Origin of the sequence: Citrobacter braakii (assembly GCF_009648935.1) — a bacterium.
Taxonomy (GTDB): Bacteria; Pseudomonadota; Gammaproteobacteria; order Enterobacterales; family Enterobacteriaceae; genus Citrobacter; species Citrobacter braakii.
In genome coordinates this window covers 3,572,490-3,594,125 of the sequence record NZ_CP045771.1, presented here as the reverse complement: position 1 = coordinate 3,594,125, position 21,636 = coordinate 3,572,490, and the positions used below count along the sequence as shown (strand labels likewise).

The window sequence follows — 21,636 nt, the reverse complement described above, 5'->3', positions numbered from 1 at the left end:
GAAATTATGAGGTGTAACGAAGGGAAATAGCACCAAATCATAGAAATAATTTGGTGCGTCCGAGTGGACTCGAACCACCGACCCCCACCATGTCAAGGTGGTGCTCTAACCAACTGAGCTACGGACGCAAGATGGTGCGTTCAATTGGACTCGAACCAACGACCCCCACCATGTCAAGGTGGTGCTCTAACCAACTGAGCTATGAACGCAACGTTGTAGGTGACAACGGGGACGAATATTAGCGGCACAGACCGAATGAGGCAAGAGGGAAATAGCATTTTTCTTCCTGAACTCACGCGATTGCAGAGTAATTAAGCAAGTTGATTATATTTTGTTGATTTTGCAGCGTGTTTTTTATTCAGACAGTGAGCTGGGGCATAATGGGGACGGTTTGAATGACAGGTGCGCTCAGACTTTAAGCGCAGCAAGGATCGCGGTTTCTATTTTCTCAGGGGTAGTGAACGGCGCAAAACGCTTGAGCGGTTTGCCGTCACGCCCGATCAGGAACTTAGTGAAATTCCACTTGATACGCCCACCCAGCACGCCGGGTAATTCGTTTTTCAGGTAACGAAACACCGGATGCGTAGCCGCACCGTTGACTTCCACTTTCTCAAATATCGGGAAGCTCACACCGTAGTTGATGTGACAGGTTTGCGAGATTTCGTCGGCCTCGCCGGGCTCCTGATTACCGAACTGGTTGCAGGGGAAACCAAGCACCACCAGACCCTGCGCGGCGTACTTCTTGTAAAGCGCTTCGAGGCCTGCATATTGCGGCGTGAAGCCACAATGGCTGGCAGTATTGACCACCAGAACCAGTTTGCCAGCGTAGTCGGCCATAGAGACGGGCTCACCATGCAGACGGGTGGCTGTAAGTTGATAAAAGGTGATCATGCCGGAATCCTCAAATAAGATCGCGTTACGCATTTTATTATGGTCGCAACTGTCTGATTAATAAACTGACCGTTGAAGTGCTGGCGATTTATTATTTTGTCGGGTTATCGCTAACGCTTTTAAACGCGTCACCCCAGCAGCATCGTTAGGTGACGACTAAAAATGGGGGGCGTGACGTTGTGCGCGATTGTCACTGCGACAAACACGTAACAGATATAAAAAAATCCACGCCTGGCGTGGATTTAGAGAGAGTGTGAGAGCAGGGGATTAACGTTCGTGCCTTGCCATTAGCAGTGCCAGGTCGACGAGGCGATTAGAGAATCCCCATTCGTTGTCGTACCACGCCAGAATTTTGACCATATTGCCGCCAATCACCAGCGTTGACAGGCCGTCGATGATGGATGAGCGCGGGTCACCCTGGTAATCGCTTGAGACTAGCGGTTCATCGCTGTAGCCGAGGATCCCTTTCAGTGGCCCTGTCGCGGCGGCGTCACGAAACGCATTATTGACCTCCTCTGCTGTAACATCCCGCTCAAGCGTTACGGTCAGGTCGACAATGGACACCACCGGAACCGGTACGCGCAGCGAGTAACCGGTTAAGCGACCATCCAGCTCCGGGATGACTTTGCCAAGCGCCTTCGCGGCACCGCTGGAGTAGGGGACAATCGACAATGCAGCGGCGCGGGCACCACGAAGATCTTTTTCCGGCTGGTCGTGCAGCGCCTGGCTGTTGGTATAGGCGTGGGTGGTATTCATCAAACCATGCTTAATGCCGAAATGTTGGTGCAAAACCTGTGCGGCAGGTGCCAGACCGTTAGTGGTGCAGCTACCGTTGCTGACGACAAAGTGTTTATCCGCGGAGTAGAGGTGATCGTTAACGCCCATCACGATGGTTAAATCATCGTTCTTACCGGGGGCGGAGATAATCACTCGTTTTGCGCCACCGCTGTGGATATGCACCGCCGCCTTGTCACGTTCAGTGAAGAAGCCGGTTGCTTCAATGACAATATCGACTTCACGCTGACGCCATGGGATGTTGGCTGGGTCGCGTTCGCTGAACACGGTAATGGATTTACCGTTAACCACCAACTGCCCCTCACCGGCGGTGACGTCGGCGTCGAGTTTACCGAGCAGCGAGTCGTATTTCAGCAGATGCGCCAGTGTTTTACTGTCTGTCAGATCGTTGATTGCCACGATCTGAATCTCCGGGTTACCCAGTGCAGCACGCAGTACGTTACGTCCGATACGGCCAAAACCGTTAATACCGACCTTTACCATGATGAACTCCTTATCTGTTGTCTCTGGAGTCAATTTAGGCCGGTCACGAGTTGGCGTAAATGACAAATAAGGATCACTTTACGCCATTTTACGACAGTGAAAGCGCTGACGATATTCACCAGGCGTCAGGTGAAGCTGTTTTTCAAACAGCCGTCGCAGGTTAATGCTGCTACCAAATCCTGTTTGTTCGGCGATACGCTCCAGCGTCTCGTTGGTCTGCTCCAGACGCTGTCGTGCAGCGGCCAGACGAGCTTCGGCCACGTAGCGTGCCGGTGATGCGCCCGTTTCTCGGGTAAACACGCGGGTGAAATTACGTGGGCTCATGGCGACTTTTTCCGCCAGTTTATCCACACTGAGATCGGCGGTGAGGTTCTCAAGCAGCCAGGCGAGCAGATCGTTAATCGGGCCCAGGGTGCTGGTCTGCTGAAGGTTGTAGCGGCTAAACTGGAGTTGTCCCCCGGGACGGCGCAAGTACATGACGAAATCCTGAGCGACGTCGCGCGCCAGACTGAAGCCGTAATCCTCTTCAACTAACGCTAACGTCAGGTCAAAGCCGGAACTGACGCCACCTGATGTCCAGATATGTTCGTCCTGAATATAGAGCGGACCGCTTTCGACGCGCACCTTAGGGAATTCTGCCTGCATAGTTTCCAGTAGCTTCCAGTGGGTGGTGGCTCGTCTGCCGTCCAGCAGCCCGGTTTCTGCCAGCAGCATCGCGCCGCCGCAAATGGATGCAATGCGGCGGGCGTGGGGAGCGGCAAGGCGTAGCCAGTCAACCACCGCAATTCCTTCCTGCGGGTTTTGACCTCTGCCAGTGATGATGATGGTATCGAGAGGTTCGCGAGGGTCTATCTCATGCAGGCGATGATCTGCCAGTAGATTTAGGCCGGACTGACCATGGATCACCTGATGCGGTTGCGTTGTCGCTAACTGAACCTGGTAACACGTCTTCGTAGCGCCTTTGGGATGCAGGCGGTTGGCCTGCATCAGAATGTCGGCAATACCGGCGGACTCAAACAGCATACCGCCATCGGGAACAATAATGAGTATCTTCTTCATGTCCTGAAAAGTAATCTTTTTACACAATAAGTCAATATTACATACTCAACTGGAAAAAGCCTTACCCGTGGCGCAGCGACATTACCGCCACAGGCCGATGGTTTGATGTTGACTCAACGGCGTTGCCTGAGCATCTCCCTTGATTAAGAATAGCGTTGCATTGACCCATTAAACTCACCACGAGGGGCTGACGCTCCGCTGCACCAAAAATGGTATTGTTCTACAAGTCACTCTCCTGACGAGGTCTTATGAAAATCAGAAGGTTTAGTAATGGAGATGAAAGTTCGTTGTTCAGCGTCTTTTTATCTTCTGTACATACCCTCGCATCACACTATTACACACAGGAACAAATAGATGCGTGGGCCCCAACGGATATCGACCCGGAACAATGGGCCAATCACATGAAGGAATTACGCCCCTTTGTTGTTGAAGTGGATGGTGAAATAGCTGGATATGCAGATCTTCAGCCAAATGGGTACATTGACCATTTCTTTGTCTCGGGAACCTACCCGAGACAGGGAGTAGGGACACTACTGATGAATCGCATTCATGAAGAAGCCAGACAACGTGGAATTGGCGAACTGACTTCAAATGTCAGTAAGGCTGCGGAGGCGTTCTTTCTACGACACGGCTTTCATGTTGTGGAACGTGGGTTTCCTGCCTGTCGCGGAGTGACATTACAAAATGCACTGATGCGAAAATATTTGGTGAAAAAATAGAAGATAACTGGGCTAATGGTCCGCGATCAGCGAGGGCGGACACTCGGCTCTCTGCCGTATGCCATGACAGAGAGCACGCCAGAAATGAATGGATAGTTCTAGTTTGCTTTGCTGTTTTGACGGGATGTGACAATCGTCATTGCTGCCGCCGCCAGAAGTAAGAAACCACTCAAGCCAAAAGTACTGCGCCATCCCAGAGTGTCGAATACCAACCCACCTGCCGTTGAACCCAGTGCAATCGATAGCTGGATCACCGCAACCATTAAGCCACCACCCACCTCTGCATCTTCGGGTAGTGCCCGCGCTATCCATGTCCACCATCCCGTTGGCGCAGCCGTTGCTAGTAGTCCCCACAGGCTGAGCAATACGGCAACAGCCCAGATGCTGTGTCCAACCAGCAGTAACGCCCCGGCAGTCGCAGCCATAAGCAGGGGGATCATGATTAAAGTCTGATAAAAACTTGTGTTCAGGAATATTGATACGGCCAGTGTGCCGACAAAACCCGCCACGCCTATTGCGAGCAAAATCAGAGAGAGACCAGAAGGGCCTACGCGGGTTACGGTCTCAAGAAAGGGGCGCACGTAGGTAAATAAGGCAAATTGCCCCATGAAGAAGAATCCGCAGGCCAGAAGTCCCGCAGGGACAATGGTGATGCGGAACAGACGAAGCATAGATCTCTGGGATTTTTGTTTTTTATCGTTTTTCATCGATGGCAGGCTGACCCACTGCCAGATGAACGCGGCTATAGCCAGGGGAACGAGGCATAAAAAAGCCCCTCGCCAGCCCACGGTCGTCCCCAGATAGCTGCCAAGCGGTGCCGCTACAACGGTAGCCAGCGCATTCCCACCGTTAAAAATCGCCAGCGCGCGGGGAACCTGATGCTGCGGAACGAGCCGAATGGCGGTTGCAGCAGACATGGACCAGAATCCACCAATGACCACCCCAAGCAGGGCCCTCCCCAGCATATAAACCGGATAGCTGGGTGCCAGGGCGACGACTATCCCCGATATGGCCATTAAAACCGTCAGCCCCTGCAGGAGATGTTTTCGGTTCAGATCTCCGGCAATATGGGAGATAGTCAGGCTGGTAATGACCGCCAGCGCGCCAGAGATTGCAATTCCCTGGCCAGCCAGCCCTTCGGTAATGTGTAAATCACTGGCAATAAGCGTAAGCAGGCTGACCGGCATAAACTCGGAAGCGATCAGCACAAACACGCACAGCGTCATGGCAAACACGCCCCCCCAATGCGCATGCTTTTTTTCGTAATGTGGTTTTAGTCTTACTGTGGACATTATCAGATCTCTTAATATCGAATCGGCCTGGTTCAGGCGCAGTCCGGACAGACGTCATTCAGGAAATCACGTCAAAACATGGATGAAAATGATCTACAGGCGTTTTACAGCCGCCTGTAAATATCAGGCGGCTTGGAGCGGTTATCTTAGGTTGGTATTGAAAAACTGCTCAAATTTAGCAAACGGAATCTTACCCGCAACGTTGTCGTACAGATCAACATGATTTGCCCCCGGGACAATCACCAGCTCTTTCTCATTGCTGCCGATCGCCCTAAAGGCATCTTCAGCAAAATAGCGTGAATGGGCTTTTTCGCCGGTCACGATAAGCGTGGGGATAGTGACTTCATTGGCGTAGCTCAGCAGCGGCATATTCATAAATGACAGCGGCATCGTCGCATTCCAGGCCCCAGTTGAGTTGACCGAACGCGCATGGAAACCACGCGGCATGCGATAATAATCAAAGAATTCTTTCAGAACCGGATTGGGATTTGCGGGTAACGTTTCTGGCAGAATACGTTTCGACGTACTGACGTTCCCCTTTTCATCAACATAAATGTCATGCCCGCCGGGCGCGAAAGCTCCGTTCTTCGCATCTTCCCAGCGCTGTGCGTTCAGATACTGTAATACGGCGCGACGATCCGCAGTGGTATAACGGTCTTTACCATCACCTACGCCATGCCCCATCGCACGGCTCATGTCATACATCACACTGGTCGCCACCGCTTTCACGCGGGTATCCATCGCGGCGTCGTTTAAGGCCATCCCGCCCCATCCGCAGATACCCAGTAATCCTATACGATTTCGATCAACCTCATTTTGCAGGCCAAGGAAATCAACAGCCGCGCTGAAATCCTCGGTGTTGATATCCGGAGAGGCAACGTTACGCGGATAGCCACCGCTTTCCCCCGTATATGAAGGGTCAAAAGCCAGGGTAACAAATCCCTGCTCAGCCAACGTCTGCGCATACAGACCGCTGGACTGCTCTTTCACCGCGCCGAAAGGCCCGCTGATGGCAATGGCCGCCAGTTTGCGCTCGCCGCGATCCTTTGGAATGTAGAGATCACCGACCAGGGTGATCCCGAAGCGGTTCTGAAAGGTCACTTTACGGTGATTGATTTTCGTACTTTTAGCGAAGGTTTTATCCCATGTCTCGACCAGTGAAACTGGCGCGTTCGGATTGGTTGTATTGGCATAACTCATCGTTGTAACTCCACTTAATGATGCGCAGAGCAGCATGGCTGGTATCGCGGCTGTCAGTTTTTTGGTGAAGGCAGTCATCAAAATCCCCTCATAAAACGTGATAGATACAGGTTTCATACGGACAACACTGCTGTGCTTTGTTGCAATGCGAGCATTATAGTGAGCAGTAATAGTGCTTATTAGAGGGGTAAAATTGCTAGAATTAATACCATATTGTTCTAAATGGTGATGCGATAGCGAGGGAAACGTGATGGCGAAACGGGAAAACTATAATGATTTATACCTGTTCATGCAGGTGGTGCGGGAAGGGAGTTTTACCGCTGCGGCGCAACGACTCGGCCTGGCACAATCAGGTATAAGCCGTTCTGTACGCGAACTTGAAGAAAGACTGGGCGTTCAGCTTCTGGCTCGCACTACGCGTAGGCTATCGCTCACCCATGCCGGCGAACAGCTCTACCGGACCATTGAGTCAGGATTCGACGCTTTAGATATGGGGCTTGCCACGCTGGCCCATTATCGCCAGTCCCCGTCAGGTACGGTACGGATTAATGCCAGTCAGCACGCTATTGATAAACTGCTCCTGCCAAAGCTTGCGGTGTTTAAGCAACGCTATCCTGACATCCGGCTGGAACTCATTAGCGAAAGTCGGTTTGTCGATATTATTGCGGAAAGATTCGATGCCGGTGTACGTCTCGGACCGGAAGTTGGCGGTGGCATGATAGCGGTCCGTATTTCCCCCGACATGGAGATGGCCATTGTTGGTACGCCAGAACACTTTCGCCGCTATGGCTTTCCACAAGTCCCGGCAGATTTGGCGGTTCATCCCTGCATCGCTTATCAATTTGGCGATGGAAGCCTCTATACATGGGAGCTTCAACAGGATGGTAAAAAAATAACGCATCAGCCGCAGGGACAATGGGCTTTTGCTGACAGTTATATGGAAGCCAAAGCCGCCAGACTGGGGCTGGGGCTGGCTTATGTTCCGGAAGAACTGGTGTCCGATGATTTAGAAGAGGGTTCGCTCATCAGAGTTTTACAACGCTACAGTCAACGCCTGGAAGGCTCATTTCTCTATTATCCGCACCGCAATGTGTCTCCCGCTCTGCGAGCAGTTATCGATACACTGAGAATTTATGAATGAAGGCCAGGCTGCACACGTGTCAGGGTAACGGGTCTGAGCGAGGAGCGGGCCTTATATACACATCCCCATTAACTTGAGTATGCTCCTCTGTGACTTTGTTTCGAAAATGATGTCGCTGATGTGTTTCATTCCCTGCTTTTTATAGAATTTTTGAGCACGTTCATTTTGTTCAAGAACCTCCAGCCATAAATATTTTTTCCCCTGACTTCGGGCAAGATCTATGACTTTATTAAACATTAGGTGACCGTAATGCTGATTCGTTTTGGTTGGGGCAAGGTAGAGTTTATTAAGTAAAACACCGCTGATGTCTGTATTCGGGATAGTTGCTTGCCATGTCAGCTTCACAAAACCAATCGGCTGCTCGATTTCAACTATATACCAGCTAATGTTTTTATCATTAATACTCTGCTCAATAACAGGAAGTGAATATTCACCCTCCAAATAATTATCAAATTCTGATTCTGACTTCCACATATGCTTAAAGTGCGCAGTATAGAAGCGGTAGCCAAGCTCATTTAGTAATCCCGAATCGGCTAATGTTGCTTGTCGTATGATTAAAGACATGGGAGAGGCCCTTACTTTATGAGAGAAAAATGATCTTAAATTTGTAATATATACGGCCTGTTAAGTCTATATGTCCGTTGTGACTGTCTTACCCTCAAACTTTGAATACGCAATCTAAGGTCTGAAGTTGGTGGAGCTCGACCATTAAGTTATTTTTTATCGATGTTAGCTTCTGGCTCGAAGCAGGCAGGCCAACTGATTGCCTGGTCTGCTTTGAGCGAAAATGAAAAGACATCTTCCGAACTTGCGGCTGTTCATTCAGGATTTTACAAACAAGCTCATTATTCCCACTGCCAGGGCGCTATAGAAAAGCAACTGATACAGATTCGTCGGCACGTCTGTCCATTTTCTAACGATGCCCAGCGCGACCACGACCAGCGCAGCCGGGTAAATGGCGCACAGCACGGGAACCGCCATTGCGGTGAGGGAATTCAGTCCCAGCACGGCAAGTGCTGCTGACACCATCAGGGAGAGCGTCACCAGTAGCCCATAAGACGCACCGGTCGTCTGGTTGAAATAGCGCGCTGTTCCGGTCGTCAGACCAATGGCCGTGACCAGACAGGCGAGGGTAATGATCGCCGCCAACAACACCCGGCCATAAACGCCAAAAACAGTCTCGACATAGGCGCTCATCACCTGCATACCGTTCGTTGCGCCCCGCACCGGGCTGTGGGACCCCATCGACAGATAGCAGATATAAATCACGGCCAGACCTGCCGCGGCGATAAAGGCTGCGGCGATGGAATGGGTAAAGATGCCCCGCGGATGGTGGATCCCGCGCTGTTTAAGCGTGTGGGTGATAATGGCGCCAAAGCACAGCGCACTGATCACATCCAGGGTCTGATAACCGTTGACGAACCCTGTATCGAACGCGCGAGTTTGATATGCGGTTGTGGCGGTCGTGAGGTCACCAATCGGATGTAACCAGGCACATATGCCGATAAAAATCAGGGCACTAATTTTAATGGGCGAAAGGAAGAAACCGACGATTTCCAGCATTTTCCCCGGCTTAGCCAGCGTCGCGCCAGCAAGGCCAAAGAACGCGGCGGAAAATATAATCTTATGCATCAGGGAACTAGCTGCGCCATCGGTGATGACTTCGTAGCTAATCGTCGCGGTGCGTGGCGTACCAAATAAAACCCCCAGCGTTAAAAAGCAAATGCCAATAAAAATCAGGCTCGGCCATTTGCCTAAGGGTTTCGTTAATTCCGCGATATCACCGCCATTAATGGCAAGGGAAATAATCGCCAGTGCCGGGAACAGAACCGCTGTGATGATAAAGCCAAAGCCTGCATTAAAGGCGTTTGCGCCCGCCTGCATGCCGACCAGCGGCGGGAATATAATATTGCCTGCGCCCAAAAAAAGCGCAAGTGTCATCCCGCCAAGAGCCATTGTCTCTGGCAATGAAAGTCTGGTGTTTGCTGTCATTATTAACTCTTATTTTATATAAACATCATGCTTTGGAAGGCGTGGTCATTATCTGCTCAGTCACCGTTCCGGTCATACATCGTTATTACAACTGGAATATTCCTTCGATGGTCATACGAGCGAAGCCATGCAATTCCACGCGCCCGTCATCCCGAACCACGCAGCGCAACGCCCCTTTACGCTTCCCGCCTTGTTGAGCGGTCAGGACATTTTTACCCGTACGCGCCGCCCAGAACGGGGCGAGGAAAGTGTGTGCCGACCCGGTGACTGGATCTTCGTTCACGCCGACCTGCGGGCCGAACCAACGGGACACAAAATCAAACTGGTTATCAGCGGCGGTCACGATCACGCCGCGGGTGTCGAATACCGCCAGCTTGTTGAAGTCAGGATTAAGCCCGTCGATGATATTTTTGTCATCGACCAGTACAATCAGATCGTCCGATTTCCACACCCCGATAACACCGGCGGTAATGCCGAGGGCTGCCGGCAGTCCATCAGGAGTATCAATCTTCATGGCCGATTTAGCCGGGAAGTCCATGCAGAGTTCGTCCCCGTTCTTACTCACCGTCAACAGGCCGCTGCGGGTGTGGAAGCTGATAGTTTCTTGTTGGTAGCCAAGCTTGTTGAACAGCACCCAGGATGCAGCGAGAGTGGCATGACCGCACAAATCCACTTCAACCGCAGGCGTACACCAGCGCAGTTGATAACCCTCCTCGAACGGCACAAAAAACGCGGTTTCAGAAAGATTATTCTCCGTGGCGATGGCTTGCAGAACAGCGTCAGGCAGCCACGCAGTTAACGGACAAACGCCCGCCGGGTTGCCGCCAAAAGGTTGAGAGGTGAAAGCATCAACCTGATAAAAAGGAATTACTGTGGTGTCAGACTTTGTCATTTAATTTATCCAGATAGTTGTAAACGGTGTATCGGGTGACGCCCAGCGCTTTAGCGACATGATTAACGCTGCCTTTAATCTTGAAAAAGCCCTGAGCATGTATTTCAGAAATAACCCGTTTTCTGAAATCAATTTTATTTTCTGAACCCGTGGGTCTGAATTTCGAAATAACGTCATCCAGAGATTTATCCTGAATATCAGCTAGCGGATTTTCCGGCGTTTCAGCCGCGGCGGCCGGATGGAGTAAATAGTCCAGGTCGCGTTTGAGTTTTGATACCACATCCATATCGACGTTAATGCAAAAAGCTACTAACGGCACGCCGTCCTTGCTGTAATAAATCGTCGATGCGCTATTCAACGTGGTGCCAGAGAGAGTGGTGGTGGTATATCCACTGAATACCTGACTGGAAACACGCTGCGAAGCATCCAGTAAACCTAAAAATCCCGTGTCATTTTCCGGGCCGGACAACAGCGCATCACCGGCTTTCCTGCCGCTGACGTGTCCATTTATGATGCTTATCACGGACGATTCGGGGCGGGTAAGGTCATGCAGAACTGCTTCTGTGTTTAAGGGAAGCGTGGTTCTCAATGCCTCAAGCGAAGCCGTCAAAATAGTGATTAAACGTTCACGTTCGTCTTTCATTTTGCTCTCTCCATCAGACAACGGCCTGGACTTCTATTTCGACGTCTAAATCAAATGCAAGGTGGCTGGTGACGACGCTCCTTGCGGGGAAACCTTCCGGGAAGAACGCGCTGTAAGCAACATTGAATTCGCTAAAGTGCTCCATGCTGCTTAACCAAACCTGGACTTTCACAATGTGGTTCAGCGTCGTATGCGCCCGCGCCAGAGTTTCCCGGATGGCGTGCATGATATGCCGGGTCTGCTGGGTGACAGATCCATACAACGGTTCACCTTCGGGGCTCATGGCGACATGGCCTGAAAGAAAAACAAACCCGTTCACCTGCACGGCGTCTGAAAAGGGAAAAGGCTTGGTCGTGGGGTAGCGTACGATAGACATGTGTCAGATTTGCCCTAAAGAAAGTGTAGTAGCACGGTAGCATGACTTAATTTTAAATTAAACAAAATTATTATTTTAAACATTTGTTGATTTCGTGGCTTTCATGTCTCTCCACTAACAGAGCATCGACAGATACTTTGTTGACGGGATGGGACATGCTCTGAACCGCGTTTAAGCACTATAGATCCCCGCCAACAACACCCGGCCATAAACGCCAAAAACAGTCTCGACATAGGCGCTCATCACCTGCATACCGTTCGTTGCGCCCCGCACCGGGCTGTACATCCAGGGTCTGATAACCGTTGACGAACCCTGTATCGAATGCGCGAGTTTGATACGCGGTTGTGGCGGTCGTGAGGTCACCAATCGGATGTAACCAGGCACATATGCCAATAAAAATCAGGCTCGGCCATTTACACCACGTCCTAAGACTCTACCTTGAACCGGTGCGGTTAGCCTGCGTTTTGTGGCTGTGAGGCCGCTAAATGCTTCATATGAAAGTTATACCTGTAATACCAGTTAGAAAGATGTGTGACAACTTTCTCAGTTATCAAATTACATAATCGCATAACAAAAAAAAGCAATACGCGCAAAAAGGAAGGGCTTATACAGTTAAATCCACATTAATACAGGGGGGACTGATCGTGAATCATGACAATAAGTTATCGGTGGCCGAGAAGTTAGGATACGGTATGGGGGATGCGGCCTGCGGGATTGTTTATTCATCCGTAACCATGTTTTTGACCTGGTTTTACACTGATATCTATGGACTTTCTGCCGCTGCGGTTGGCGTAATGTTTCTGGTGACGCGTGTGCTTGATGCCATTACCGACCCGCTGACCGGGATTGTGGCCGACCGGGTTAAAACCCGCTGGGGACATTTTCGTCCGTGGCTGATCTGGTTCGCCGTGCCTTACGCGGTGCTGGCGGTGATGACCTTCACCACTCCGGAATTTGGTGCGTCCGGCAAGCTTGTGTATGCCTACATCACCTACACTCTGCTGATGCTGTGTTATACCTTTATCAACATTCCGTATTGCGCCCTCGGCGGGGTGATTACCCGTGACGAGAAAGACCGTCTCTCCGCGCAATCTTATCGTTTTACGATCTCCTCGCTGGCCGGGCTGATGGTCTCGGTCGCAACGCTGTTTCTGGTCGATTATTTGGGCAAAGACGATAAACAATTTGGCTTCCAGGCGACAATGGGCATCATGGGGGCTATCGCCATCGCAATGCTAGCGTTCTGTTTCTTCACTACCAAAGAGCGCGTGGCCCCCATTGTTGAAAATCAGGGAGATGTGAAAGGAGATATTCGCCAGCTGCTGGCAAACGATCAGTGGCGGATTGTCGCCATTATCACCTTCTTTTCCAGTATGGCTGGGGTGATGCGCAGCGCCGCAACGCTCTACTACGCCACTTATCTGATGATGGATGGCGTGTCGTCTGCTGCAGGTACGGCAATGAAATCCGCGTTTGTCTCCACAAGCGTCGTCGGCACCATTATTGGCAGTATCGCAGCAGGGTATCTGGCAAAACGCTACCGGGCCGTGTCGCTGTTTAAAAATATCAACCTGCTGCTGGTTGCTGTTGGTGTGGTGATGTTCTTTATTCCACCAACCTGGCTTGCGGTGGTGTTCCCACTCTATTTCCTGGTCGGCTTCTTCCATCAGATGTACCAGCCCTTTAAGTGGAACATGATGGCCAACGCCGCCGATTACGGTGAATGGAAATTTGGCCGCCGGATAACCGGGCTGTCCTATTCTGGCAACCTGTTTGCCCTCAAAATGGGAATGGCTGTCGCCGGAGCGCTGGTCGGTTTCTCCCTGGGAATCTTCGGTTATCAGTCCGGCGTGGCGGAACAGACGCCGATGGCGACCATGGGCATTATTGGCCTGCTGACACTCGGGCCATCGCTGTCCTACCTGGTTCTGTGGTGGTTGTCGCGCTTCTATAAACTTGATGACCAGACCATGGCCACTATCCAGCGCGACCTGTCGGCCCGACAAACGGCTGCAGCACCTGTTGATAACGCCACGCCAGAAGTGACGTGTGTGTCGCTGAACAAAGCCTGAGGAGGATGACGATGTATCACAACCCGATTATCTGCGCCGATTATTCCGACCCGGACGTCGTTCGCGTTGGTAATGATTTTTTTATGGTCGCCTCCAGCTTTAATCACATGCCGGGCTTGCCGCTGTTGCACTCGACGGATCTGGTGAACTGGACAATCATCAACCATGTTCTGCAAACGCTGCCGCTGCCTGGCTATGAGGAGGTCCAGCCGGGTAAGGGGGCCTGGGCGCCGTCGATTCGCTGGCATGATGAGAAGCTGTGGGTCTTTTTCAGCACCCCAGATGAAGGGATTTTTATGTCCTGGACGCAGGATCCCTGGGGGGAGTGGCAGCCTCCGCATTGCGTCAAAGCGGCCAAAGGCTGGATCGATCCCTGCCCATTCTGGGACGACGATGGCAAGGCCTGGCTGGTGCATGCCTTCGCCCACAGCCGCAGCGGCATCAAGCATAAGTTACAGTTGCTGCCGATGACGCCAGACGGCAAATCGGTCACCGGCGAAGGGCAAATTCTCTATGACGGAACCTGCGATTTACCGACTCTGGAAGGCCCGAAGGTCTATAAGCGCAACGACTGGTATTACATCTTCGCCCCAGCCGGAGGCGTGGAGTCAGGCTGGCAAACCGTGTTGCGCGCCCGGAACATGCAGGGCCCATGGCAGACGCGTAATGTGCTTTTTCAGGGCGATACGCCGGTTAACGGGCCGCATCAAGGGGGCTGGGTAGAGGGCGAGCAGGGGGAATGCTGGTTTGTCCATTTCCAGGATGCCCATATCTATGGCCGCATCGTTCATCTGCAACCGATGTTCTGGGGAGATGATGACTGGCCGCGCATCGGCGAGCAGATCGGGGAGACGGGTGTCGGACAGCCAGTATCTCAGTGCCCGTCTCCTTCGGGATTGCTCGCTGCTGAGCACGGTGGCCCACAAACCAGCGATGACTTTCACCACGGTGTACCCGGTTTACAGTGGCAATGGCAGGCCAACCCGCAGCCACAGTGGCGTAAAGCGGGTAGTGGTGGACTTCATCTCACCTTCCAGCCCGTGCGGCGCGAGGCGCTTTACTGGTCGCCCAATCTGCTGCTGCAAAAATTCCCCGCCAGGACCTTCAGCGCACAAACGGCATTGCAGCTTGATACCGCACGGTCGGGAGATGCCGGCGGCCTGATCGTGTATGGCGAGCGCTACGCGGCATTATTGCTTGAACACGGCGATAATGCCTGCCGTTTGCTGTGGGTGTGCGGCTGGATGAGCGACAGCGGTCAGGTACGGGAAGAGACTGAGTGTATAACCCTGCTTGCCGGTTCACAGTGCCAGTTGCGCGTCGAAGTGGGTACAGGCGGCATTTGCCGTTTTAGCTGGCGGAGCGACGGCGAAGAATGGCAGAGTTGTCCCCGCACCTTTGCCGCCGGAAAAGGCAAATGGGTGGGTGCTAAACTGGGGCTGGCGGCCCTAAACCTGCACGGCCAGGCAAGCGAGGGCAGCTGTCTGTTTTCCTCTTTTACAGTGAACGTCCCGTAATGCGTAATCCCCGCGTCGACGGCGCGGGGTATTGATTAACCCCAGTCTAGCACCACGCTGAGCTTGAAAACCGGCTTCTCGCAGCAGGGGAAAGGACGGCATCTGGCACACCGGTGTATTGGTAAACCTCATCCGGCATGTTCAACGGTGTTATCTGCTCCACCATTTCGGCCAGGGTCGCCGGGATGCTGCTGGCCGGTGCTATGGATGTGGGTTTTTCTACCATGACGCGATGGGTAAACCAGTCGGAGCGATGTTCTACAGTGACCAGAGTAGCCACTCTACAAGCAGGCAGTTCCGGCAGTTACTGTGGCGTTGCCGGATCAGGCAGAGTATCAGCCGATGTGGAAACGGTTGGGACAACAGCCCGATGAAATGCTTCTTCCGGAGTCTGAAAAACGAGTGGGTGCCAGCGACAAGTTATGTAAACTTTAGCGAAGCTGCTCATGCGATCACAGACTATATCGTCGGGTATTACAGCTCGCTAAGGGCGCATGACTATAACGGAGGGTTACCCCCAAACGAATCGGAAAGCCGATAGTGGAAAAACTCTAAAGCGGTGGTCAGTTTTAGTTGACCACATCATATCGAGCGAAAATTTTAGAAGATGAGATCGCTTTTCTAACCTAAATGGAGCGAGACAAACCTTTTCTTACTGATGTTAATGTTTTTACGAGGAGCCGTCCCTGGCACTCAGTTTCTCGCGAGTTGGACCTTGAAAGTAGATACTACCTATATGGCAACTACGCGGTTGAGCGAGTACAAAACGAATAGTTTCCCAGACTGAGCGTCCATTTAATAAACGTTCCCCCATTCTGGATTGACTATCAACAAACGTATCTAACCCTGTAAGTTCGAAATCCGGTGGATACAACCCGGTCACACGTATATTTTCTTCGGACAACTGGTGTGACAGTTTAGTTGTGAATCCGCTAAGCCCGTGTTTGCTGGCAAAAAAAGCGGGATGCGCAATTGAATCCGTAAAATTCGGAATCCCACATGAAGATATTATTGAGACGACATCCGCGCTTTCTGAACGTCTTAATCCAGGCAACAATGCATGAGTCAGTAGAATCGCACCTGTCAGGCCTGAACTGATGGTATTGATAATTTCTGCGTCTGGTTGATCGTCTAACGTTCCTGACAGCCACTGGGCGGCATTGAGGATTAAAATATCGATGGGCTTGTCTGAAGTTAACAACTGTGAAGAAAACTGCGAAAGGGATTCAGGCTGGGTTAAATCACAGATATATCCTTTTGCAATCCCGCCTTCAGCCGCGATGATACTGCAGGTTTTTTGAATATCATCAGCACGCCGCGCGCAAAAATCCACCTCAACGCCTTCTCGCGCCAGCCACACGCACAGCGCCTGACCAAATCCTCCACCTCCACCCGTAATTACAGCTCTTTTACCTCTTAGCATCTTCATCCATCCTTTTCTTTATGACTTTATGTGGATATAGATATACATGAGGAGGTGGATTGGCATCTTTCAATTAGTGCCATTTTTACATGAGGAATAGGGACAGGGGACTTGCAAAGCCAGCATCTGGCGCGGAGCGGACTGAGCGTTAGGTTATTATATTCTCTGCAAGGATATGTATGCGCTATACACCAATTTTAATTGTGCTATTTAGTCAGTAAATTTGTTTAGAATACCATTCCTCTTCTGTTTATAAAGACAAGAAGAGGGATGTGCTAATCATTTTTATATCAGTAGCCTGCAGCCCTGTTGGCTTCTTTGATGCGATTGTTTCTTGCGTCTTTATCTTGTTGGTCTTTTGCCTGCATTATCCCACTTGCAGCATCCACCCAATCATTTGCGGTACAACCTGATAATACCATACTCAACATTAATGCAAACGCATACTTCATTTTAACTCCATCATTCATTATTGTATAAATAGCGTCTGTGTAATGCTCAGTATATTTAACGCTAATGCGGTTAATTTAACAAATAATCATATCTCAGGCAAGGTGAGGATTTCGAGCCCGTACATGTAATGGGTAATTCATAATGATTAGTTGAAATAATTGAAGGTGCAGGATAGAAATAACACTGCATAAAAAACGACATATCGTATTGAGCAGATTATTAAACAGCGAATTAATTAGCCTCTGTGACAGTGGTTACCTTTACGCGTCAACGCATGGCTGCGCCACTCCCGGCGATTGTCATTCGTCGGGAGCTATCTTTAATTATCGAACCTGTAGTGCTTCGAGTTCAGAACACCGGCAAACCCAGTCCTTGCTTTACTTCTTTTAATGTCTGCTGCGTGACCTCGTGCGCCTCTTCGCTTCCTTTTTTGAGCATCGCCATCAGCATACCTTTATCCTGGATGTAGGTTGCCCGCCGCTCGCGCATCGGGGCGATAAGCTCCTGCAAGCACATCTCCAGCTCGTTTTTGCATGTCCGGTCACCCAGCCCGCCGCGCTGATAATGTGCTTTCATCTCCGCCACTTTTGCTTTATCCGGATGAAAGGCATCGAGGTAAGTAAATACCATATTGCCATCAATCTGCCCCGGATCGGACACTTTTAGATGATTGGGATCGGTGTACATTGCGCTGACCGCATGATGAATAGCCTCTTCGCTGGCGGACAGGAGTAGTGTATTGCCGAGCGATTTTGACATTTTGGCATTACCGTCGATCCCTGGAAGACGGCTGGTCTCACTCAGTAGCGCGTTACAATGCGACAAGACAGAGGTCGGTAACAGACTATTCATCTTATGCACGATCTCATTGGTCTGTTCGATCATGGGCAACTGATCGTCGCCGACGGGAACCACCTCGGCTTTGAAGGCGGTAATATCTGCAGCCTGGCTGATGGGATAAACCAGAAAGCCAACCGGTAACGAGCGGGCAAATCCTTTCTGCGCAATTTCGTTTTTGACCGTAGGATTTCGCTCCACGCGAGCCACGGTAACGATGTTCATATAAAGCGCGGTCAGCTCAGCGAGGGCAGGCAGGGCCGACTGCAGACAAATGGTGGTGAGTGACGGGTCGATTCCTGCGGCGAGGTAATCAGCCAGCACTTCGGGAATATTGTTGCGGATCTTTTGTGGTGTGCTGCCGTTATCGGTTAGCCCTTGTAGGTCAGCAACCAATATAAACTGCTGATAATCATGTTGCAGCGTGGCGCGCTGGCGCAGAGAGCCAACATAGTGGCCGAGATGCAGCGGGCCAGTGGGACGATCGCCAGTGAGGATGATAGTTTTGTTGTTCATGTAAGACTCCTTAATCAAAAAACCGAAAGGGGTCTTTAAATGCAAATAACCGCCTTTCGGCGGTTATTTAAAATGGGGAAAACACATTCTGACCGCCTTTAAGAAGGCAGCCACCACAGGTTGTGATTAAACGCGGTGATATCGTATTTTGTGTTCATCCAGTCAACATATCACCGCCTGGCGCAGAGGTAAAGCAATGCGCGGCGTACTGACGTATCTTAGCTCGCTTCCAGCATGCCAAAGCTCACGATGCGCGAACGGCCTAACTCTTTCGCGCGATACAGCGCCACGTCTGCGGCGCGCAGAAGATTGTCGCTCTGGGCGTGCTGCGGATAGCTGGCAACGCCGATAGATACATCAACGTGACCAATCTCTGAGAGTCCAAAGCGCAGCGACAGTTCGCGTACACCATTATAAATATCTGTCGCAAAGCGGTTGGCGGCCTGCTCATCCGTATTGGCCAGCAACACCAGAAACTCTTCACCGCCGTAGCGGAAGGCCATGCCGCTGTCATGGACAACGCGCTGAATAGTGGTGGCGATACTTTTTATCACGCTATCGCCCGCCTCATGGCCAAAGCGGTCGTTAATATTTTTGAAATGATCGATATCGATCATCAGGCAACTGATTGGCTCTTTGTTACGCACTGCCTGGCTCATCTGGGTGCGCAGCGTATCTTCCAGATGATGACGGTTGCGCAGGCCGGTTAGCGGGTCGTAGAGTGCTTTCTCCAGCAGCGCATCACGCAGGCGCTGGTTGGCTAACGCCAGACCGAGTGCTTCCGCCATCAGTTCCAGATACGCGCGAGAGGGAGCGGAATCATTGCTGAGGTTCTGGAATGAGAGCAGGCCGATGGCTTCACCCTGGGCAATCAGTGGCACGCATAGGGTATGCTGCTGGCATGATTCCGGTAGATGGTAGCAGGCGATATCGGGTTCGCCTTGCACCGGTGGATGACTCTGACCACGGCGCACTGCCCAGCATTCGTCCGGGTGGAAAGCATCCGCTTTGCCCTGCGGTGAAAGCCATTGCGCAACGCAGCGCATTTGCCAGGGCTCTCGATCCAGTATGTAAAGCCGCCCGGCAATACCGGGAGCAACATTCGGCGCAAACAGCTCTGCCACATTAATGACATCGGCAAAATTCTCGCAGCCTTGCAAACGTTGAGTCATACGTGCGAGCAGCTCGCGGATTGCCCAGTCGGCGTCTCGTTCTTTCTCCAGTCGCTGACGTGCCAGGCCGTTCTCGCGAAAAATGCGGATCGCCTGCGCCATATCGCCGATTTCATCGATCTGATTAAAGCTGGGTGTCTCAACGGCGTAATCCTGCGACGCCAGACGGTTAACTACATCGCTCAAACGCACCACGGGACGCAGTACGCGGCGTTTTAAAATAAAGCCGAGAACGAACAAAAATAGCAGCGCCGTCAGCCCGACCATCACTTCCGAAGCCGTACGTAGCGTGCGCGATGTCTGAGTGGCATCTTCAATGGTGTTGCGTACGCGGCTGTCGAGTAACTGACGGAAATGATCTATCCGGTCCTGGGCTCGCTCCAGTTCCTGTTCATAGGATTTGCCATACAGCAGGGCGATGGCCTGCGACTCTTCTCCGCGCGCGACGCTGGCAAGCGCCGCAGCTTGCTCATCCTGCAGGGTATCAACAATCTGCAGCCCTTCATGCAATAGCGCCAGCTCTTCATCCGTCGCCCCAATGTCTTTTAGTTTCGACAGCCGCTGTTCAACGGCTTTCAGCGACGCTTCTTTCTGGCGGTAGGCGTTAAGCGCTTCCGGGTCTTTTGCAATAACATATTCGCGTGCCAGACTGGACAGCGACCAGGCATCGAGCTCGACTTCTTCGGTCAGTTGATCGAATTGATAACGCTGCTCCACCACCTGGCGTTCGATGTTATCGGCGCTGGAGGCCATCAACATGACAACGCCGGAGGCAATGGTCAGACACACCGTCGCGCTGTAGGCCCAGTTGGTGATTGTGGCAATTCGCACTGATTAGTTCCTTCTGCGACGATTAATGAATAAGCATGATTGAAATTATAGGAAACGTATGATTTTGCGTGAAAATAAAAAAGGCGGTCTCAGGACCGCCTTCTGTTATCGTCCTGCCATCATAAATCTGGAGGATTTTTTCCTTCTTCCATAAAGGCTTCGTCGATTCCTTCCACGTTACCTTCATGATCGCGCCCGGAAAACAGGTTCCAGCAGGTAATGAACAGTGCGGCAATCAGGGGGCCAATCACAAAGCCGTTAATGCCGTAGATCTCCATTCCGCCGAGAGTGGAAATCAGAATCAGATAATCCGGCATTTTGGTGTCTTTACCCACCAGCAGCGGGCGCAGGATATTGTCCACCAGCCCGACGATAATCACGAAGAAGCCAACGATAAACAGCCCTTGCCAAAGCTGGTGCGTGGCGAAGAGGAATATTGCCGCAGGTACCCAGACGATCGCTGAGCCGACCGCGGGCACGAGGGAGAGAAACGCCATCAGCGCGCCCCACAGAACGCTGCCGTCGATGTCGACAATTGCAAACGCGATGCCGCCAAGAATACCCTGAACCAACGCCACGACCGCTGTGCCCTTGACCGTTGCCCGCGTCACGCCGACGAATTTGGCAAACAGGTGCTGTTTGGCAAAATCAGAAAGCGGTAATGAGTCCAGAATCTGGCGCACCAGGTACGGCCCGTCCTTCAGTAAGAAAAACAGCAGATACAACATGATGCCAAAGCTAATAGCAAAGCCGAATGTCCCCTTACCAATCAGGAACGCGCTGCCGGCGAGGTACTGTCCACCCTGCAGTACAACGTCGGACAGTTTTTTCTGGATCTGCGCGACGTTATCCAGATTATGTTCTGCGAGGAATCCTCTGGCCCAGTCAGGAAGATACGAAATAATGGCGGTGACCACTTCCGGGAACTGAGTGTCGTTTTGTTGTAATTTGGCATACACCACGTTCAGCTCAATAGCCAACGAGGAGAAGATCACCATCAGTGGGATAAAAACAATCAGACAGATGATGCCGATGGTGAGCAGTGACGCCAGCCCGTTACGTTCGCCAAGCGCGCTGCGCAGTCTGTTTTTCACCGGGTTAAAGATGGTGGTTAAGATTGCGGCCCACAAAATGGCAGAGAAATAGGGAGACAACACATCGAAGAACGCCCAGGTCACAAGGGCAAGTATGAAAATGAAGAAACCTTTAGTCAGTCCGTTAAATCGCATTAGTGAACCCTGTAATGAGAAGCAGTCCCGACTATAGAACCGTTCAGGGGAATTACCAACTTTCGCTGCGCATATTTACTTAAATTGGTTAACCTGTTTTTCG

General features: G+C 51.5%; 20 protein-coding genes, 2 tRNA genes and 1 pseudogene. 5 read left to right on the top strand and 18 right to left on the bottom strand.

Annotation, left to right across the window (positions count from 1 at the left end):
* Positions 1-51 precede the first annotated feature (51 nt).
* The 5 genes from GFC06_RS16810 to GFC06_RS16790 all read right to left on the bottom strand — a co-directional run bounded on the left by GFC06_RS16810 (position 52) and on the right by GFC06_RS16790 (position 3,228).
* Positions 52-128: transfer RNA gene (locus tag GFC06_RS16810), tRNA-Val, on the bottom strand.
* A gap of 4 nt (positions 129-132) precedes the next feature.
* Positions 133-209 (bottom strand) — tRNA-Val (locus GFC06_RS16805).
* Positions 210-408: 199 nt separating this feature from the next.
* Positions 409-891: a glutathione peroxidase gene (locus tag GFC06_RS16800; protein ID WP_153690406.1), complete on the bottom strand. Its 483-nt coding sequence runs from the start codon at positions 889-891 to the stop codon at positions 409-411.
* Between the two features lie 267 nt (positions 892-1,158).
* A complete protein-coding gene (gene gap / locus GFC06_RS16795; protein WP_047417734.1) occupies positions 1,159-2,169 on the bottom strand; it encodes a type I glyceraldehyde-3-phosphate dehydrogenase in 1,011 nt (336 codons plus the stop codon).
* A 78-nt stretch (positions 2,170-2,247) separates the two neighbouring features.
* The gene (locus GFC06_RS16790) at positions 2,248-3,228 is read right to left on the bottom strand and encodes a GlxA family transcriptional regulator (RefSeq protein ID WP_153690405.1); all 981 of its coding nucleotides are present in this window, start codon (positions 3,226-3,228) and stop codon (positions 2,248-2,250) included.
* 248 nt (positions 3,229-3,476) lie between these two features.
* On the opposite strand from GFC06_RS16790, the gene GFC06_RS16785 reads away from it, so the two are divergent.
* Positions 3,477-3,947 carry a GNAT family N-acetyltransferase gene (locus GFC06_RS16785; RefSeq protein ID WP_153690404.1) on the top strand — a complete coding sequence of 157 codons (471 nt, stop codon included), beginning with the start codon at positions 3,477-3,479 and terminating at the stop codon, positions 3,945-3,947.
* Positions 3,948-4,045: 98 nt separating this feature from the next.
* On the opposite strand, the gene GFC06_RS16780 is transcribed toward GFC06_RS16785, so the two are convergent.
* Positions 4,046-5,239 (bottom strand): MFS transporter, encoded by a 1,194-nt coding sequence (locus GFC06_RS16780; protein ID WP_153690403.1) that lies wholly within the window; start codon positions 5,237-5,239, stop codon positions 4,046-4,048.
* A 141-nt stretch (positions 5,240-5,380) separates the two neighbouring features.
* Entirely contained in the window at positions 5,381-6,517 is a 1,137-nt protein-coding gene (locus GFC06_RS16775; RefSeq protein ID WP_153690402.1) for an alpha/beta hydrolase, read from the bottom strand.
* Between the two features lie 172 nt (positions 6,518-6,689).
* On the opposite strand from GFC06_RS16775, the gene GFC06_RS16770 reads away from it, so the two are divergent.
* Positions 6,690-7,580 (top strand): LysR family transcriptional regulator, encoded by an 891-nt coding sequence (locus GFC06_RS16770; protein ID WP_016152950.1) that lies wholly within the window; start codon positions 6,690-6,692, stop codon positions 7,578-7,580.
* A gap of 51 nt (positions 7,581-7,631) precedes the next feature.
* Here GFC06_RS16770 and GFC06_RS16765 read toward each other — a convergent pair whose 3' ends face one another.
* The 6 genes from GFC06_RS16765 to GFC06_RS16740 form a co-directional block, all read right to left on the bottom strand.
* On the bottom strand, positions 7,632-8,144 hold the full coding sequence (locus GFC06_RS16765; RefSeq protein WP_153690401.1) for a GNAT family N-acetyltransferase: 513 nt from the start codon (positions 8,142-8,144) through the stop codon (positions 7,632-7,634).
* A gap of 258 nt (positions 8,145-8,402) precedes the next feature.
* Positions 8,403-9,572 carry a branched-chain amino acid transport system II carrier protein gene (brnQ, locus tag GFC06_RS16760; RefSeq protein ID WP_141875147.1) on the bottom strand — a complete coding sequence of 390 codons (1,170 nt, stop codon included), beginning with the start codon at positions 9,570-9,572 and terminating at the stop codon, positions 8,403-8,405.
* Positions 9,573-9,657: 85 nt separating this feature from the next.
* Positions 9,658-10,464 carry a PhzF family phenazine biosynthesis protein gene (locus GFC06_RS16755; protein ID WP_153690400.1) on the bottom strand — a complete coding sequence of 269 codons (807 nt, stop codon included), beginning with the start codon at positions 10,462-10,464 and terminating at the stop codon, positions 9,658-9,660.
* Positions 10,451-11,107: a helix-turn-helix transcriptional regulator gene (locus tag GFC06_RS16750; RefSeq protein ID WP_103766259.1), complete on the bottom strand. Its 657-nt coding sequence runs from the start codon at positions 11,105-11,107 to the stop codon at positions 10,451-10,453. The genes GFC06_RS16755 and GFC06_RS16750 overlap by 14 nt, the downstream gene beginning before the upstream one ends.
* 13 nt (positions 11,108-11,120) lie before the next feature.
* Positions 11,121-11,483: a RidA family protein gene (locus GFC06_RS16745; protein WP_032947028.1), complete on the bottom strand. Its 363-nt coding sequence runs from the start codon at positions 11,481-11,483 to the stop codon at positions 11,121-11,123.
* 178 nt (positions 11,484-11,661) lie between these two features.
* Positions 11,662-11,850, bottom strand: coding sequence for a hypothetical protein (locus GFC06_RS16740; protein WP_235426916.1), 189 nt, complete (start codon positions 11,848-11,850; stop codon positions 11,662-11,664).
* 277 nt (positions 11,851-12,127) lie between these two features.
* On the opposite strand from GFC06_RS16740, the gene GFC06_RS16735 reads away from it, so the two are divergent.
* The 3 genes and pseudogenes from GFC06_RS16735 to GFC06_RS16725 all read left to right on the top strand — a co-directional run.
* A complete protein-coding gene (locus tag GFC06_RS16735; protein ID WP_047500561.1) occupies positions 12,128-13,555 on the top strand; it encodes a glycoside-pentoside-hexuronide (GPH):cation symporter in 1,428 nt (475 codons plus the stop codon).
* 5 nt (positions 13,556-13,560) lie between these two features.
* Entirely contained in the window at positions 13,561-15,072 is a 1,512-nt protein-coding gene (locus GFC06_RS16730) for a glycoside hydrolase family 43 protein (RefSeq protein WP_153690399.1), read from the top strand.
* A gap of 226 nt (positions 15,073-15,298) precedes the next feature.
* Positions 15,299-15,613, top strand: a pseudogene (locus GFC06_RS16725) (IS3 family transposase); the annotation flags it as partial.
* A 129-nt stretch (positions 15,614-15,742) separates the two neighbouring features.
* Here the strand turns inward: GFC06_RS16725 and GFC06_RS16720 are convergent.
* From GFC06_RS16720 to GFC06_RS16705, 5 genes are all read right to left on the bottom strand, one after another.
* Positions 15,743-16,495 carry an SDR family oxidoreductase gene (locus tag GFC06_RS16720; protein ID WP_153690398.1) on the bottom strand — a complete coding sequence of 251 codons (753 nt, stop codon included), beginning with the start codon at positions 16,493-16,495 and terminating at the stop codon, positions 15,743-15,745.
* A gap of 290 nt (positions 16,496-16,785) precedes the next feature.
* Positions 16,786-16,947, bottom strand: coding sequence for a hypothetical protein (locus tag GFC06_RS23260; protein WP_181012492.1), 162 nt, complete (start codon positions 16,945-16,947; stop codon positions 16,786-16,788).
* A gap of 349 nt (positions 16,948-17,296) precedes the next feature.
* On the bottom strand, positions 17,297-18,301 hold the full coding sequence (gene trpS / locus GFC06_RS16715; RefSeq protein WP_153690397.1) for a tryptophan--tRNA ligase: 1,005 nt from the start codon (positions 18,299-18,301) through the stop codon (positions 17,297-17,299).
* 218 nt (positions 18,302-18,519) lie between these two features.
* The gene (locus tag GFC06_RS16710) at positions 18,520-20,304 is read right to left on the bottom strand and encodes a diguanylate cyclase (RefSeq protein ID WP_153690396.1); all 1,785 of its coding nucleotides are present in this window, start codon (positions 20,302-20,304) and stop codon (positions 18,520-18,522) included.
* Positions 20,305-20,423: 119 nt separating this feature from the next.
* Entirely contained in the window at positions 20,424-21,533 is a 1,110-nt protein-coding gene (locus GFC06_RS16705; protein WP_016156415.1) for an AI-2E family transporter, read from the bottom strand.
* Positions 21,534-21,636: the final 103 nt, after the last annotated feature.